Annotated in this window: 16 protein-coding genes and 3 pseudogenes; 5 read left to right on the plus strand and 14 right to left on the minus strand. The window is 60.1% G+C overall.

The window, feature by feature from the left end; all coding sequences use genetic code 11:
• Positions 1-11: 11 nt before the first annotated feature.
• From BB934_RS39795 to BB934_RS39800, 3 genes and pseudogenes are all read right to left on the minus strand, one after another.
• Positions 12-1,031, minus strand: a complete 1,020-nt coding sequence (locus tag BB934_RS39795) for a sensor histidine kinase (RefSeq protein ID WP_237050760.1) — start codon at positions 1,029-1,031, stop codon at positions 12-14.
• Positions 1,032-1,178: 147 nt separating this feature from the next.
• Positions 1,179-1,505: pseudogene (locus tag BB934_RS51310) on the minus strand (PAS domain-containing protein); the annotation flags it as partial.
• Positions 1,506-1,578: 73 nt separating this feature from the next.
• Positions 1,579-2,361 (minus strand): Crp/Fnr family transcriptional regulator, encoded by a 783-nt coding sequence (locus tag BB934_RS39800; RefSeq protein WP_099515167.1) that lies wholly within the window; start codon positions 2,359-2,361, stop codon positions 1,579-1,581.
• 353 nt (positions 2,362-2,714) lie between these two features.
• Between BB934_RS39800 and BB934_RS39805 the strand changes: the two genes are divergently transcribed.
• The 3 genes and pseudogenes from BB934_RS39805 to BB934_RS39810 form a co-directional block, all read left to right on the plus strand.
• The gene (locus tag BB934_RS39805; protein ID WP_099515168.1) at positions 2,715-3,038 is read left to right on the plus strand and encodes a hypothetical protein; all 324 of its coding nucleotides are present in this window, start codon (positions 2,715-2,717) and stop codon (positions 3,036-3,038) included.
• A 42-nt stretch (positions 3,039-3,080) separates the two neighbouring features.
• Positions 3,081-3,608 (plus strand): annotated as a pseudogene (locus BB934_RS50745) (L,D-transpeptidase); the annotation flags it as partial.
• A gap of 39 nt (positions 3,609-3,647) precedes the next feature.
• A pseudogene (locus BB934_RS39810) lies at positions 3,648-4,067 on the plus strand (DDE-type integrase/transposase/recombinase); the annotation flags it as partial.
• A gap of 122 nt (positions 4,068-4,189) precedes the next feature.
• Here the strand turns inward: BB934_RS39810 and dps are convergent.
• The 5 genes from dps to BB934_RS39835 form a co-directional block, all read right to left on the minus strand.
• Complete coding sequence (gene dps / locus BB934_RS39815) at positions 4,190-4,678, minus strand: DNA starvation/stationary phase protection protein Dps (RefSeq protein ID WP_099515169.1); 489 nt, start codon at positions 4,676-4,678, stop codon at positions 4,190-4,192.
• 95 nt (positions 4,679-4,773) lie between these two features.
• The gene (locus BB934_RS39820) at positions 4,774-5,169 is read right to left on the minus strand and encodes a thiol-disulfide oxidoreductase DCC family protein (protein WP_099515170.1); all 396 of its coding nucleotides are present in this window, start codon (positions 5,167-5,169) and stop codon (positions 4,774-4,776) included.
• A gap of 261 nt (positions 5,170-5,430) precedes the next feature.
• The gene (locus tag BB934_RS39825) at positions 5,431-5,808 is read right to left on the minus strand and encodes a hypothetical protein (protein WP_237050762.1); all 378 of its coding nucleotides are present in this window, start codon (positions 5,806-5,808) and stop codon (positions 5,431-5,433) included.
• Positions 5,809-5,991: 183 nt separating this feature from the next.
• On the minus strand, positions 5,992-6,438 hold the full coding sequence (locus tag BB934_RS39830) for a response regulator (RefSeq protein WP_157934615.1): 447 nt from the start codon (positions 6,436-6,438) through the stop codon (positions 5,992-5,994).
• Between the two features lie 90 nt (positions 6,439-6,528).
• Complete coding sequence (locus BB934_RS39835; RefSeq protein ID WP_099515173.1) at positions 6,529-7,023, minus strand: fasciclin domain-containing protein; 495 nt, start codon at positions 7,021-7,023, stop codon at positions 6,529-6,531.
• A 193-nt stretch (positions 7,024-7,216) separates the two neighbouring features.
• On the opposite strand from BB934_RS39835, the gene BB934_RS39840 reads away from it, so the two are divergent.
• Positions 7,217-7,804, plus strand: coding sequence for a helix-turn-helix domain-containing protein (locus BB934_RS39840; protein ID WP_099515174.1), 588 nt, complete (start codon positions 7,217-7,219; stop codon positions 7,802-7,804).
• Between the two features lie 969 nt (positions 7,805-8,773).
• On the opposite strand, the gene BB934_RS50345 is transcribed toward BB934_RS39840, so the two are convergent.
• The 5 genes from BB934_RS50345 to BB934_RS39870 form a co-directional block, all read right to left on the minus strand.
• The gene (locus BB934_RS50345) at positions 8,774-8,908 is read right to left on the minus strand and encodes a hypothetical protein (protein ID WP_257792391.1); all 135 of its coding nucleotides are present in this window, start codon (positions 8,906-8,908) and stop codon (positions 8,774-8,776) included.
• Positions 8,909-9,491: 583 nt separating this feature from the next.
• Positions 9,492-10,487, minus strand: a complete 996-nt coding sequence (locus BB934_RS39850; protein WP_099515176.1) for an ABC transporter substrate-binding protein — start codon at positions 10,485-10,487, stop codon at positions 9,492-9,494.
• A 318-nt stretch (positions 10,488-10,805) separates the two neighbouring features.
• Positions 10,806-12,104, minus strand: a complete 1,299-nt coding sequence (locus BB934_RS39860; RefSeq protein ID WP_099515177.1) for an ISNCY family transposase — start codon at positions 12,102-12,104, stop codon at positions 10,806-10,808.
• Positions 12,105-12,264: 160 nt separating this feature from the next.
• On the minus strand, positions 12,265-13,560 hold the full coding sequence (locus BB934_RS39865) for an ISNCY family transposase (protein ID WP_099507922.1): 1,296 nt from the start codon (positions 13,558-13,560) through the stop codon (positions 12,265-12,267).
• 216 nt (positions 13,561-13,776) lie between these two features.
• Positions 13,777-14,214 carry a hypothetical protein gene (locus BB934_RS39870; protein ID WP_099515178.1) on the minus strand — a complete coding sequence of 146 codons (438 nt, stop codon included), beginning with the start codon at positions 14,212-14,214 and terminating at the stop codon, positions 13,777-13,779.
• A 635-nt stretch (positions 14,215-14,849) separates the two neighbouring features.
• Between BB934_RS39870 and BB934_RS39880 the strand changes: the two genes are divergently transcribed.
• The gene (locus BB934_RS39880) at positions 14,850-15,152 is read left to right on the plus strand and encodes a hypothetical protein (RefSeq protein ID WP_099515180.1); all 303 of its coding nucleotides are present in this window, start codon (positions 14,850-14,852) and stop codon (positions 15,150-15,152) included.
• 78 nt (positions 15,153-15,230) lie between these two features.
• Here BB934_RS39880 and BB934_RS39885 read toward each other — a convergent pair whose 3' ends face one another.
• Positions 15,231-15,521: a hypothetical protein gene (locus BB934_RS39885; protein ID WP_099515181.1), complete on the minus strand. Its 291-nt coding sequence runs from the start codon at positions 15,519-15,521 to the stop codon at positions 15,231-15,233.
• Positions 15,522-15,698 lie beyond the last annotated feature (177 nt).

Genomic DNA, 15,698 nt, shown 5'->3' on the forward strand with positions numbered 1-15,698 from the left:
CTTTGCTCTTGCTATTGCTTGAGGTTCTCGAGCGGTATGGTCAAGCGCACGGTCAACCCTTCTGGTGCCCAGTCCTGCTCGATGAGGGCTCCGAGCTGCCCTGTCGCACCGCGATAGGCGAGCATCGTTCCGAATCCCTTGTGGCTTGGTGGTCCCAGGACCACAGGGCCGCCACGCTCCTGCCAAGTGAGCTGGAACTGACCTTCTCGCAGAATGTCTCGCCTGATAGCCACGTGTCCGTCCGGGCGCGAGAGACTGCCGTACTTGACCGCATTGGTCGCGAGTTCGTGGATGATCAGCGCAAGTGCAGTGCCGGCTCCTGCGCCCACAGGGGCATCATCCCCTGAAATCGCCAGCCGGGCATCATCCGCCCCGCTGCCCGAGGAGGCTCGGCGATCCTGGTCGTGCATATAGGGGCGACCAAGAATGCGGAGCAGGCCCAGAACGGTCCGACTCGCTGGATCGGCCTGATCCCATGGATTGTGCGGCTGGATATACTCGTGGACCTGGGCAAGGCTGTTCAGGCGCTGCACCAAACCAGTCGCAAACGGCCTGGCCGCCTCGTCTTTCCGTGAGGTGAGGGTCACAAGGCTGGAGACGACCGCAAAGATGTTCTTGATCCGGTGCGACAGCTCGCGGCTGATCAGTTCCCGTTGCTCCTCCGATGATTTGAGATCGTGGATATCCGTGCAGGTTCCGAACCATCGCTCGATCGTTCCATCGGCCCGTCGGATCGGCAGCGCGCGTCCGAAGGTCCAGCGATATTCGCCGTCATGCCGGCGAAGCCGGTACTCGATCTCGTAAGGCTCGCCTGTGGCAAGCGACTTCCGCCACCGCTCCCAGGCACGAGCTTGATCGTCGGCATGGAACATGCCGTTCCAGGCCGCGCCGTCGGTCGAGCCGTAGGGCACACCGGTGAACTCATACCAGCGGTTGTTGTAATAGTCATGATAGCCATCCGGCTGCGTCGACCAGACCATCTGCGGCATGGTGTTCAGGATCGCCTCAAGGCGCGCCTGATCCGTCTCCATCCCGGCCGGACGATGATCATCCAGCGAGTGAGACTGGACTGTGCCCAGAAGGTAGAGTTTTGACAGCCCGTCAGCCGGGGAACTCGGCTCTGGCCGCACTACCTTCCCGGTAGCACTCAGTTGAACCCGTTCTCCAGATTCAGAGCGCTGCAGGCGAAACGTCCCGTCGAGGCATGCCCCCTGACCATTCCTGAAAGCAGCACGGACCTGATCACGGATCCGCTCCCGATCATCAGGATGCAAAAGAGAGACGAAGGTGGACCCAGCCAATGGCCAGCGGTGACCTTCAATGTCAGCGCGGCCAAGCAGGAGCTCCCGGAACGCCGCGTTGCCGTCGAGACGATCGGCGGTGGGGTCGAACCACCACAAGCCAACAGCCGCAGTGTCTGCAGCGAGCGCGAGCAGATCTCCAGCGCGAGGAGCGTCACCGCCCCTCGGCTGAAGAGATCGTGCAGTGGCGGAATTATGGTTCATCGTGCTTGAGGCACCTGGAGCGCGTTCTTCGGGATTGATCGGACTGGCGGGGCCGCGAATGGTCGCGGACCTATCAGCTGTCGGGCTTTAGGATGATGCTCTGAGGTTTGATCTCGGGCAGAACCCGGTCGAAATGTTGCCTGACGGCGGCGTGACACTCACAGGCCGCCTCTTCCAGGCGGGCGCGGTCCACGACGGTGATCTGGCCGCGTGCATATCGGATCAAGCCGCGGGCCCGCAGGGCTCGCGCCACTGACGTGACGGTCGTGCGCTGGACCCCGAGCATCTCGGCCAGAGCCTCTTGCGTCAGCGGGATCTCGGCGCTGTTGACCCGATCCTGGGTCGTGAGCAGCCAGCAGCAGCAGCGGGCCTCCAGAGGATGAAGCGCGTTGCACGCCACGGACTGGACGATCTGGGCCAGAAGAGCGTCGGCGTAACGGCTGAACAGGTCGCGCAAGGTGGCTGAGCGTTCCTTGGCCTCTTCCAGCCGGGAGGTTTCGATCCGGAGAGCCGGGCCTGGAATCTGGACTTCCGCCCGGGTGAAGGCTGGCTTATAGCCCGAGGACACGATGCCCCCGAGTGCTCCCTCGCGCCCAATGGTTGCGGCCTCGGCAGCTCGCCCCGTCTGCATCATCACGACGAGGGATGCCATTGTGCTGGCGCATGGAAAGTACGTGCGCGTGACGTCGTCGCCCGGCTCGAAGAGCACCTCTCCTTGATACAGCGTCACAGCTTCAAGGTGCTGGTCGAGGAGCGAACGGTCGCTGGGCTGAAGGGAGGCCAACAGGCGATTGCTGATGAGATGTCGAGCCGCAGAGGCATCAACTTCTTTAGGGCGGATCAAAGGTTGCTTCATCGGTGTCCCCGTCCTGCTGCCGGAGCAGTCTCAAGGCTGCCCTTCTCGGACCCACAGGGTGCAGGATGGCACAGTGTCAGAAAACGTCACGTTTGTCCGTCGAGTACTCGACTTAGTCGTGAACTCTTTTCGGCCAGAACGCAGCCTCGTGGCCGTCGGTTCGTTTTGACCTCGTCGGCCCCGTGGTGGGCAGGTGATCCGCTCCGTTAGGGAAGCGGAAACCATACCGGCAAGAAGGGCCTGCCTTTTCTGCTTCTCGCATCCACCGGGCGGAACGGGCGCTGCGCGCAAGATTTGTCAAGGTGCCGCTGCATTGGCTTCCTGCGGTTCAGAGCTCACAACGAGGGTTTATTATGCGGTATACACTTGCTGTTCTTGCCGGCTGTCTCGTCATGTCTGCTTCAGCCATCGCCCAGGTGCCGGCAGAGGTTGAAGCTTGCCGCCTGTCGGGTCTGGTCGCGATCAAGGAACGTTCGCCCTCGCTCGACCAGATCACGTTTGACATGGACTCGCTCGCTATCTCCAAGGCGGACACCAAGGTCGGCGACACGCCGATCAAGATGGTCATCATGGGCGATGCCTACCTGCAGCGAGAGAAGACCGACAAGCCCAACCGCTTCGTCTGCCTCGTCGGCGAGAAGGGCAAGGTCGTGCTGACTTTCTTCACTGAGCAGTAAGTCCAACCGAATCTGTTCGGACGGAGTCCGATCATGACTACGATGTCACGTCGCCTGTTTGTTTCGACTGGGCTTATCTCTACGGCCGCGGCGCTAGCCGCCTGCTCAACTGACCGGTCATCACTCGCCGGCTTGCTCGAGACATCAACCCGCCGAGGGCTCAGTGGCCGTACAATCAGCAAGCCGAACTACACGGCTGTGTACGCCAGCCGTTCCGGCAAGCCCGCGCCGGTGAGGGCATTTGACTACGCCCAGGTCGACCTAGCCTACTTGCGCCAAGAGGTGGAATACCTCGGGACGGAGGACCCCGGCACTGTGGTCGTGGATCCGGCCTCGCGTCACCTCTTCTTTGTCGAAGCCCCAGGACAAGCGACCCGCGTTGGCGTTGGTCGCGAGGGCTTCGGCTGGTCGGGAACCGCAAAGATCAACATGCGGCGCAGCTGGCCGGATTGGGTGCCGCCGAAGGAGATGGTGGCCCGCGATCCGCAGATCCGCTCACAACTCGTGGCGACCTCACGCGGGCGGGGCGTTCCAGGAGGTCTGACAAGCCCACTCGGGGCGAGGGCGATGTACCTCTTTGCAGACGGCGGGGACACGGGCTATCGCATCCACGGCACCACGGTGGAATTCTGGTTCAGTGAACGGCGCAACTTGACTGCGGCCAAGCGCTTCTGGCGCAAAGCACTCAAGCGGCACGGCCGGCCCGAGCGGATCGTCATCGACGGCAGCCAGACCAATCGGGAAGCCATCCTGTTGTGTGATGTAGAGAGCCATCTACAGGATCGCTCAAGGCGCCGGCTCGAGCCAATCCAGATCCGGCAGAGCCGCTACTTGAATAACCAGATTGAGCAGGATCATCGAGCCATCAAGCGGCGGGTCCGATCCATGCTCGGGTTCAAGTCCATGACCACGACCTGTGTGATCCTCGGCGGTATCGAGATGGTGCACATGATGCGCAAACAGCAGGCGAAGTACGCCTGCAATCCGCAGCCGTCATTGGCCGAGCAGTTCAATCTGCTCGCCGCCTGAGCCTGAGAGGAGATCTCGGCTATCTTCGCGCCCCTGCTGCAAATTTGCGACGCAACCTGCCTGACATGTCCATTCGTTGCTGTCCAAAAAACTCATCTGGCAACGTTTTGGCAGTCAGGCATTCAAGCTCTGTCTGCCTCATGGGCTTCCAGGAACCAGAGTGCCTTGTCGAGCGAACGCGAGAACGCGGTGAAGATGTCAGCCGTGCCGGCATCTCCGGCTTCTTCCGATGTGTCAATCGCTCCGCGTGTCGCATTGGCAAGATCGCCGTAACGCTCTGCCAACGCAGCGACATGGTCATCCACGCTGATGAGATCGGCCGGATAGGCCTTGAGTTTGGAGCCTTGCGCAACTGCCTGGGTCGTACCAAGTGCGACTCCACCGAGCTGCACAATGCGCTCTGCCATAAGGTCGGCATGCCCATCAATCTCGGTCCGGAAGCCATCAAGCATTTCGTGCACGGCGATGAATTGGCGGCCCCTCAAATTCCAATGTGCCTGCTTCGTCATTAAGGCGAGATCGATCGCATCAGCCAGGCGTGCGTTGAGCAGCGCCGCTACAGTGGTCTTGGTGTTGGAATTCAGATCGTTTCGGGTCTTGTTAAGCTTCATGGGTCAACTCGTGCTGAGGGAGTTCAGAGACAGTCATTGTCGGCGGTATTTCGAAATCTTGTTGAGCGTTAAGTGACGTCAGGCTTCTTAGATGGTCAGTGCGTGTCTCGTCTCGGACGTTTTATCCTTCCAAGGATCACGGCCAGCGCCGGCCGGGCCGGCAGGAAAAGTCGGTAGCTGAGTTCAAGGAACGCCATCAGTCCAGGAAGCGCCGCAGCACGCGCCGCCCAGCGCCACCGTGGCAATCGCGCCCATACTTCAACGAAAGCAGCTGCTCCGGAATGAAGCACTCCAGCTCCAGTGCGAACATGAAATCGTTCCATGGCCCGCCGCTGGGTGAGACCGAAAGGAACTAAAACATGCGGATCCGATACATCGACAAAACAGAGCGTGTCGGAACGATCAATGCGACGATAATAGCCGATCTCTGCCCGACATAACGGACAAGAGCCGTCAAAATAAACTGTTGATCTTGAGGGCCCAGCTTCCACCTATCTCTCCTAATTATTGGGTCATCAAGTGACCAGCTGCAAGCGCCTGACGGTACGGTTCCAAACCTATACCCGTGCTGGCGCCAATAATCAGTGCCCGCACGATCCCACCCCCCACTTCAGTCTAGCGAGTGATACGCTGATCTGAAAAATCCATAGGGTTTGCGTCAAGAGATGCGCAGCAATCCTGGTGGATCTGCATCAGAGCAATGCAACGGCCGGCCGTCTATCCACCATTTGTTTAACCGCCGACATCAATGCTTACTCGTGTTCGCCATCATTGCGGCGACTCGAACCACGTATGAACAGCTTCGGACTGTTCGCAGCGGCCGTAAGGGTTGCGACCGTAATCGCTGCGGCTCCTATCAAAACAGTATGCCCAATTACGCTAGCAGCAAGAAACGTATAGCTTCCGATCGCGATGGAAGAACTAACCGCCCACATGAATCCCAACACCTGCAAAACATAATGCCGAATGCCGACGTCGGGAATGTTGCGAAGCGGGCTAACTTCGTGGTTGAATAAGAAGTTCCACGCATATGCGACATAGTTTCTGGTGCTTGCGATCATGAGTGTGGCGCCTTCTGGTGAAATCGGTGCGGAGTTGCTGCGGTATTCTGGACTAGCTTTAGGTTTCATCTGAACCATCCTTGTATGTTTCTCGTCGGCGCCAGATCACATTCGAAACCACAGGAACGGCCCTTCACTTCTTCCGTGGGATGATCCTGCTGCGGAGAACAGCTCCGATCAAAAGCAGAGCGTTTCACATGATGCTTCGTATCTCGAGCCCCGGACACTCCCCAAGACTCAGTACCAGTTCGGTCAGTTCTGTGCCGATGGCGGAGGGCTTAGAGCAGCAATAGATGTGCTCCTGGGTGGTAACGCAACAAGCGCGTTCAACAAGTCTTCACGGCGGGTGGGCTTTTCAAGCCACGGCACCTCTTGCAGTTGGGTTGGCACCCCAAGATGCCGGGCGTATCCCGAGTAGACGATGAACGGAACGCCGCGACTATGAAGCTCGCCTGCAAGCTGTGTTGCTGGGCCATCCCTGAGCATGAAATCCAAGATGGCGAGTTCGGGTGTGTTGTTCTTCAGCCATGCTTGCGCTTGCGCAATTGAGGTCAAGGTATGCACCGCAAAGCCGACATCCTCAAAATAAGCCTCTAAGGACATGGCAATGAGGGCCTGATCCTCGATGATCACGCAGAAGGGCTGAACAGATGTGTGTGCAATCATGGTGGACATGGGTTCCACTGGTGCGTTGGCCATTCTGACGGCTCGTAGGGCCGGAGGGCAGTCGTAGCGCGATGCCATGGCCGGAGCGCCACTCCGGCGCTCCAGCCAATCCTATTAGTTGGTTTACGGAAGGATCACGCTGTCGATGACGTGGATTACGCCGTTCGTTGCGGTGATGTCGGTGGCAGTGACCTTGGCGTCGTTGATCATGACCCCGCCGCCCTTGGTGCTCACCATCAGCATCTTACCGTTGACCGTCTTGGCCTCTTGCACCTTGCCAACGTCAGCCGCCATCACGCGTCCGGGGACCACGTGATAGGTCAGGATGGCGGTCAGCTTGTCCTTGTTCTCCGGCTTCAGCAGGTTGTCAACCGTTCCGGCAGGCAACTTGGCGAATGCCGCGTCAGTCGGAGCGAAGACGGTGAAAGGCCCTGCACCTTTGAGGGTGCTCACGAGACCGGCTCCACCCAGCGCAGCCGCCAGAGTCTTGAACTGGCCCGCCGCGACGGCTGTATCAACGATGTCCTGTTCGGCTGCGTGGGCAGCGGTTGCCCCGCCAGCCACCACACCAAGCGTAGCTATTGCGGCGAAAGCCAGATTTGCAATCTCGAATTTCATAGCTCGTGCTCCTGTGCGTGGGTTTGGACGGTCCCTTGCGGCAACCGATGAGACCACCACGCTGGCTCTCAGGAGTTGAATGTGGATCAAATTGATTTTCTTACAACTCACTATTTCGTGTGGAGAACATCTGTTTTCATCATGGTATAAGATAGGGTCATTTAGTTGATCCTGAAGAAAACGGAGTGCCGTCATGCTGTCGGATACCCTCACCTCTGGGCTGGAGCAGTATCGGATCGGCCCAAAAATCCGAACGCTCCGCTTGAAGAAGAAGCTCGGCCTTGTGCAGCTTGGGGAGCACACCGGCCTCTCACCCGCCATGCTCTCAAAGATTGAGCGTGGTCAGCTTTTTCCTACGCTGCCGACGCTGCTGCGCATTGCCATGGTGTTCGGCGTCGGGCTGGAGCACTTCTTTGTTGAGGCCTCGGAGCGGCCAACCATTGCAGTCGTCCGGAAGAAGGATCGGCTCCGCCTGCCAGATCGGGCTGGGGACGCTATCCCGTCTTACTTCTTTGAGAGCCTCGACTTTCCGGTCACCGACCGCAAACTTCAGGCATTCTATGCAGAGTTCCCCTCGCGATCAGACGCGTCTGAGCCGCACCAGCACGCTGGAGCGGAACTGATCTATGTGCTCAAGGGACGGCTTGCTGTCGGCATTGCTGGAGATGATATCGTTCTGGAGGAAGGCGATGCCATGTATTTCGATTCGGGTGCGCCGCACAGCTATCGGGGAGAGGGCACCTCCGAATGCTTAGTGATTGTGGTAACCGCGCCCAAGTAGGTTTATTGGCCGCTCAAATTCGCTGGAGGTGTCAACGAGCTTGGCCAGAAGCTCATTGGCCTTAGCGGGACCCGTTTGAATAAGTTGTCTGATGGTGGTCATGATATCCTCATGAGATCTGGAAAAGGTGATCACCCGACGCAATACGAAAGTGGTGATGATGCCCCTCGGCCCGGTGTTGCTTGCGAGCCACGAGCGCGTGTTTAAGTAACCTCGGTTGAGCCAGAGGCGTTTAAGAGGGATGTGATTTTGGTGGGCGTAACGCAGACGTTAGGAACACTATCTCGCAACAGCGAAAACTTTGCTGCAGCGCATTATAGCAACAGCCTGAAGCTCGAACGGTTCCTCAAAAAGGCTCCGCGTCTGGAAGGCCATTAAGGGATCTGCGCTGGCGATGGTGAACCGGGATAGCCATATGTGAGCGATCGCCGACTTGTGCTTCACAGGCATTGGTGATGGAGAGAGTTGTATGCTCCCGCCTTTCGTGCGGAGCGAACAATGGCTGATGGCATACGACCCCATCTTCTGCTCTTTGCCGAAACCCTGACTGAGAAAGCGCGCGGCGCAGCGGGACCAGCAAGCAGCCCTGGTCGCCACCCAAGTTCGCACCGTCCTCTCCCGAAGGTGAAGCAAGTGCATCATGCTTATGAAAACTGCTCCGGGCCCATTGAAGGTCTCCGCCTGCCTTTAAGAGCCTGGGCCGTGCTGCGCAGAGAGAACATCATGACGCTCAACCGATTGAAGGCTGTTGCTCACCGGATCGAGCAGTTCACGAGCGTTGGGGTAAAGACGGCACAAGTGATCAGAGCAGAGCTTGCTCGTGTCGCACTCCTCGAAGAGCAGCCTCCTAATCCTCAACAGCACCGTGGGGCTGCGTAATTCCGAAGGGCCTTTATGGAACACGGACCGACGCCAGAGGCTATCGCCCAGGCGAAGCGGCAGCAGGGCTACTGGGATTTGTGAGAACACCTATAGCGGCGTCCCCATCACCATTGCATAGCCCGTCACGGCAAGCATCACGAACAGACCAGACAGGGAGGTTAGCGCGACCACGTCCTGCCTCTCAAACCGCTCAAGCCTCGCATCGATGTCGCTGAGTTGCATGCGAGAGTCGAAGTTGGAGTCGTGCATGCGTTTGCCTACAAGCTAAATCCACAGGGGACAAACAAACGTCGCAGAGGCCCCACAAGATCCATCCGACTATCGAGCGTCCGGAAACTCAATGATCGGCGACTGGTATGGGAATTCTACCCTTCTCGGCTGTGGCGTTTTATTTGCCGGCCATGAATTTCGCGGAAGGCCGTTTATGGAACGGTTCTCTTCAATGTACATAGGTATTGGAATAGAATTGGTCTTGGGCCACTCCGATCCGAGGTGATCGCATGAGGCGGCGGCAGTTCATCAGGATGCTCGGGGCGCCGTGGCGTGGCCGTTGGCCGCCCGAGGGCAGCAGGCACCACCGCCGGTGATTGGGATCCTCGACAGCGGTTCGCCTGACGCGGATGGGGACCGTATGCGTGCCTACCGCAAGGGCTTGAGCGAAACCGGGTACGTCGACCTCCTTCGCCCAAGGAATCACGCTTCACGAGCGAGGGGAATCGCCCAGAGAGTCAGATGCCAGCGCCCCTGGTATAAGCAGCCGGAAATTCGGTCGCTGCGACAACTCCCCCAATGAACTCACGCCGTCTCACTCGATCACATCGTCGGCGCTAACAACCAGCGATGACGTGATAGTGAGGCCGATCTCCTTTGCGGTCTTCAGGTTAATCGCCAGCGCAAGTTTCATGGGCTGATAAATCGGGTGATTGGCTGGACTGGCTCCGCCCAGTATTTCGCCGATCTGGCGTCCCAGTTGCCGCATGACGTCGTCGAGACGCGGTCCATATCCCAGCAATCCACCCTCGTGCGCAGTCTCCGGCCACTGGTAAATGTCGGGGATGTGCAGTGCGGCGGTCTTCCGGATGATGACGTGGCGGTAGGCGTGCAGCAGCGGAGAGGCGAGGACGTTGAGCGCGGCAGCTGCCTCGGCTTTCGCCATGTCGATCGCGGGTCCGATCTCTTCGCCCTTTTCGACGCGGTGGACCAGAAGGATGACGCCCCGGCTTCGCGCGGCTTCGGCGAGGACTTGAAGCCGTTGAGGACCCGTGGTCCGTGTATCGGCCAGCACCGAGATTCGAGGCGCGCCTGAAGTGAATTCGATCAGCAGCTCCTGACGTTTGCCGTCGAGGTCCGATGCGAGCAGGCTGATGCCCGTCGTATTGCCTCCCGGTTGCGCCAGGGAGCGGGCCAGGCCTTCACCGACCATGTCGTCGGTGATGGCAACAATCGGGACGCTCGTCGTCGCTGCTTGGGCTGCACGGGTTGCCTCGGGACCGGCGGTAACGATGGCGTCGGGGCTGGTTCGGACCAGCTCCAGGGCGGCGGCCGCAAGCTGCTGGTATCCGGCATTCCGGTCACGCCGATCGATGGTGAGATTTCGACCTTCGACGAACCCGTGCCGGCGCAGTTCGTCGAACACCGGATTGACTGGCGCAAGCTCGCCGGGGGAGAGGAAACCGATCCGATAAGTGCGAGATGCCGCCTGTCCAGCCGCGCGCCATGGAGCGGCCAAAGCCAGCGCGCCACTGGCAAACCCAATGAATTCCCGCCTTCTCATGAGCTTTCCTTGCACCTCGCGCAGCATACGGGCGCAGGAGCGACCCGCTCGACCAGATCAGCGGCCCAGAGGGCGGTGATCGCCGGGACGAGATACCGCTCGTACGGTTCTGCGGCGGTGCCTTCGAGTTGCCACGGCTCATGGTGGGGCATGTGATGATCTGCCGGTTGTCGGGCTTGGCTGTGGTGATCCTACTCCCGATCCGAGTTCCTGTCGCGCGAGAGCCGTCTCGGCGCAATCCAGAAATGGCACTTAGCGTGCAAAGTTGACATGACACCCTGGGTCTAAAACCGGTTGGGGAGGGCGCCCCGGCGGAGCTGGTCGGGGTTGCTCCGCCGGGGCGCCTTACGGTGTCTTGAACATGTGACGCTCGCCCTGCCCCCGCCGGCGCGGCGCCTTGGCCGAGCGCTGCTCGTCCCGCTCCTGCTGACGCTGCGCCACATAGGCCAGCACCTCACTCAGGCGCTTGTTCTCGACAATCGCCGCATGCGTCACCCGCCGCAGCTTGTCATAGGTGCGGTATGGCAGGTCGACCCCGTTGTGCCGGATCGCCAGCCGTCCGTCCGGATAGTCGATCACCGTCACACGCTGGCGGGCGAGAGGGCGCGTCAGCTCAGTGGGCTCGAGCAGGAACAGCACCTTGTCGTACTGGAGCGTCAGATTGCGGGTGACGGTGCGCTCCTCTTTCCAGGCGAAGATATCCTCCAGCACCATGTCCTGCGGCACCGGACGGTGCGCATCCGAGGGGCTGATGGGCTCCTTGGCGAAACGCCGGTTATGATCGGCCAGGAACCCCGGCAGGAAGGCGTTTGCTGCCTCGATCGTCGATATGCCGGCAAGCCGCATCTCCTTGACCAGGCGATCCTGCAAGGTGCCGAACGAGCGCTCGACGCGGCCCTTGGCAGCCGGTGTGTTGGCGCAGAGGATGTCGATGTTGAGTTCATGCAGGGCGCGTCCGAACTGGGTCATGCCGTCGCCGCTTTCAGCCTCTGTGTTGCTGACCCGGAAGATGGCGTGCTTGTCCGAGTAGAAGGCGATCGGACGGCCATGGGCTGCGACGTATCGATGGGTCTCACGCAGATAATCGAAGGTGGACTCCGAGGGCACGAAAGCCGCATGCACCAGCTGGCTGGTGGCATCATCGATATAGGCCAGCAAGGTGCATTGCGGGCCGCGGTTCTCGAACCACCAGTGCTTGGAGCCGTCGATCTGGATCAGTTCGCCCATGCGCTCCCGGCGATTGCGTGGTTGGTGCACGGAAGGAAGCCGTCGGCGGCGATCCAGCCACAGACCTTCCTCGATCATCCATTTGCGGACCGTCTCTCGGGACACGGGACAACCATGGGTCTCCCGCAGCTTCTCAGTAGCCAGCGTCGGACCGAAGTCTGGATAGCGCTCCTTGATGATCGTCATGACCAAGTCGCGGACTGACGCGGGAAGCCGGTTGTTGCCGGGCTGGCCGCGCCGCTTCGACACGAGGCAGACAGCTCCATGCTGCCGGAAGCCCTTCAACAGCCGGAAGACCTGTCGGCGTTTGAGCCGGAGCAGGCCGCAAGCGTCCCGAACGGTCACCCGACGGGCTTCTAAATCCATCAGCACATCCAGCCGGGAAAACTCCTTGGCGCTCATCGACACCACCGTCATACGGCACGTCCTCCTGCAGCCCCGAAAAGCAGGAGAGTGCCATTTGAACTTTGCAGAGGGGTGTCATCTCTATATTGCGTCTACAGTGTCAGAACTCGTTAGACAAGTCTCTGATTGTCCTCATTAGAGATGTCACCTCCGGGGAGTGACTGCTGAGAGCTCAACCCACCTTGAACAGGCTCTTGCCTTGGCCGCGCCGCCGCGGGGCGCTGTTGCTCCGGCTCATGTCGAGCTCCTTCTGCCGCTCGGCAATGTAGGCCAGAACCGGGCCCAGCCGCTTGTTCTCGACAACTGCCGCCTGATCCACCTGCTGACGGCGGTCAAAGGGCCTGTACGGCAGCTCCAGGCCCTTGTGCTTGATGGCAAAGCGCCCATCCGGATAGTCGTAGACGGTCACCCGCTGGCGGGCGAGGGACAGCGTGATCGCGTTCGGCTCGAGAATGAACAGCACCTGGTCGTACTGCAGGGTCAGACTGCGCGAGACCGTCCGCTCCTCGCGCCAGGCGAACACGTCATCCAGCTCATCGTCTTCGCTGAGCGGGCGATGCAGGTCCTTGTCGCTGTAGGGCGCCTTGGCAAAGCGGCGGTTGAAGTCCGCCATGAATGCCGGCAGGAAGGCATTGCCCGCCTCAAGGGTCGAGATCCCAGCCAGTCGCATCTCCTTGACCAGGCGGTCCTGCAAGGTGCCGTTGGCGCGCTCGACGCGGCCTTTGGCTTGGGGCGAGTTGGCGCAGATGATGTCGATGTTGAGCTGATGCAGCGCCCGCCCGAACTGGGTCATGCCGTCACCGCCCACCGCTCCTTTGCCGTTGACGCGGAAGACGGCATGCTTGTCGGAGTAGAACGCCACCGGCTTGCCGTAGGCCTCCAGGTACTCCCGGGTCGATCGGAAATAATCAAAGGTCGACTCGGTCTCGACGAACTTCAGGTGCATCAGCCGGCTGGTGGCATCGTCAATGTAGACCAGAAGCGTGCAGGGTGGGCCGCGATCCTCGAACCAGTAGTGCTCGGAGCCGTCGATCTGGACGAGTTCGCCGACGCAGTCGCGCCGATAGCGCGGCTGGTGCACCCCTTTGAGCTTCTGCCGGCGCTCCTGCCAGAGACCCGCCGCGATCATCCAGCGCCGGATCGTCTCGACACCCAGATCGATGCCGTGCCGCTCGGCGAGCTTCTCGCAGGCGAGCGTCGGGCCGAAATCGGCATAGTTGGCTGTGATCAGCGCCAGCACCTCGGTCCGCAGCGCCGCCGGGTAGGAGCGGTTGCTGGGCTTGCCGCGCCGGCGCGACACCAAGGCCGTGGGACCACCGGTCTGATAGGCCTTGAGTAATCGGAACACTTGGCGCCGTGTGATCCGCAGCAGTTGGGCAGCTTCGCGCACCGTAATTCGCTCCGCCACGACGTCCCGCAGAATGTGAACCCGATCGATCTCCGGCCGGCTCATCCCGATCACCGTCATCAGACCCAATCTCCCCAGCACCATCACCCAGGGAGAGTGACATTTGTAACGGGGAGAGGAGTGACCTTTCTAACGGGGTTCTACACGTGAATTTCCGAGAAGGCCGTTTATGGAATGGCACTGCGCGCGTTTCCTACGCAATCGTGCGGCGTAGAACTGCCCTGGCTCGGCTGTGACCCGTTGCACACCAGTAGCTAAGCCAGGGCTGCAGTCTGGTTAGGCGGGGATCAAAATGGCAATCCGATGGATTCCGACCCCATTACCGATGTTAGTGGCATGATCGGTCCTGCCTTTCCCGCACGTGTAGAAGTCACCTTCTTTCACGGTGTAGGGTTCCTTCCCCATCTTCTTGATGCTGAACTCGCCTGCAAGAATATAGCACATCATATCCATGTCCATCATCGCCTCCGTGGGATCGGCGGCTCCAGGCTGGAAAATAATGTCGATGATTTTTAAGCTCTTGTAGGCGGCCATCTCAGAGGGTGCTGTGCCGACTTCCACCAACCGACGCCCTGGGCTGAGCTCCTTGCCATCGTTGGGACCATAAGCTGGGACCCCCGCAGCGCCTGCGGGGGTTACGAAAGCGAATAGGGGAGCGGCGGCTGTTGTCAAACCAAGTGCTACTGCCGATCTGCGGCTCATGAGCTCTGTCATGATTTCCTCCTACAGCTCGTGTGCGAAATCCACACCAGAGGAGTCGAAACCCCGCCTACCAGAATGTCAAATTCTTTGATGCAACAATAGATCGGCTGGATAGCGTTTGGTATCCTGCTCATGGCAAGCGCAGCCAATATCAGCCTCGTGCGCGTGAGAAGATTATCCGCGAATTGCGCGTCAGGTCATTTTGCGCGTAAGCCGCAGTATGGAACGCGATTTGAAGGTTTCGGGAAGTCTTCGGGCGGGTTTTGCGGGCGCGCCGTCGCCTATTCAGTAAAAACGGCCTCGAAGGCGGACCCGGCGCGGGGGCAATTACTTGCGAGACCTGCCAGCGCTCACTAAGCTTGGCAATCATGAGCCACGTCCCGTTCATTCGTTTTTTCCGGGCCCGCGATCCCGATTACGAGGCCCGCCGCTTGAAGCGGCGGTTTGCGGCGATATGGCATGAATACGAGCGGGCAATGAGACGCCGCCGGGGCATGAGCCAGGGCGGATTTGTCGTCGCTGTTGCTCTGATCGCCTTCGGGTCTTTTGTCGCCTGTGCGGGGCTTCTGCTCGCATTTCCGGGGCTGCTTCGCTGATGAAAAAAGGTCCTTGGGGTGAATGCGGGGCGATATGACGATGCGTTGCACATGATCGAGCGGCGGACGCCGGATCAGTGGAGTCGCGGCTTTGCGGTGCGGCGGGCTGCGGTGTTCGCTGCCCTCGGACGGATGGACGAAGCGAAAGCTGCCGTCGCGGAGACGCTCAAGCGCTTTCCGGGCATCACGATCCAGGGCTATGTCAGCACGCCGGACTGGAGCGAAGCCAAGCGCCAGCGCCTCATCGAGACGATGCGCACGGCCGGCTTTCCTGCATGCGCGCCGCCCGAGGGGATTGCGACGATTGCCAAGCGCATCATTCTGCCCGAATGCCCGCAACCAACGGCGAATTAGCACCCCTCGTGCCAACCTTCACATCCGGCTCCCCGGATGTGGTGACGCGACGTGATGGGATCGCGTGGCCGCCCCCGACTACTTCAATTGAAGAATGACCGGACCTTCCGACACTTTCGGCGGACTCGCGCCGATGTTTGACCCATTCTGTCCGATCCAGTCCTTCGCTCTTTGCACACTCTCATCCGTGCCCGCCTTGTCCTGACAGACCGTGACGGAGACGCCGCCATCGCCGGTGCGGATCAGGGAGTAACCGACAAATCCCTTGACCGATCGTATCAGGCTCTCGACATCGGACTTACGCGTCTCCAGCAGATCGAAGAGTTCCTTGGCGCCTTCACCGGAATAGGTTCTGATCACGGCGTGCATGGCTCGGTCCTCCGTTAAGCGTTTCTGCGAATGACACAGACGATTGCCCCGGATCGCGCAGGCGACTGTGCGCTTTCGGACAGGGCGCGTCTACAAGTATCGCTCATGGGCAGGGAGGGCGATGATGGCAGCGCGGCATCAGGGGCTGGTCCCAAACGAGCGCTTATCGGCACGGGA

Source organism: Microvirga ossetica (assembly GCF_002741015.1).
In the GTDB taxonomy this organism is placed as follows: Bacteria; Pseudomonadota; Alphaproteobacteria; order Rhizobiales; family Beijerinckiaceae; genus Microvirga; species Microvirga ossetica.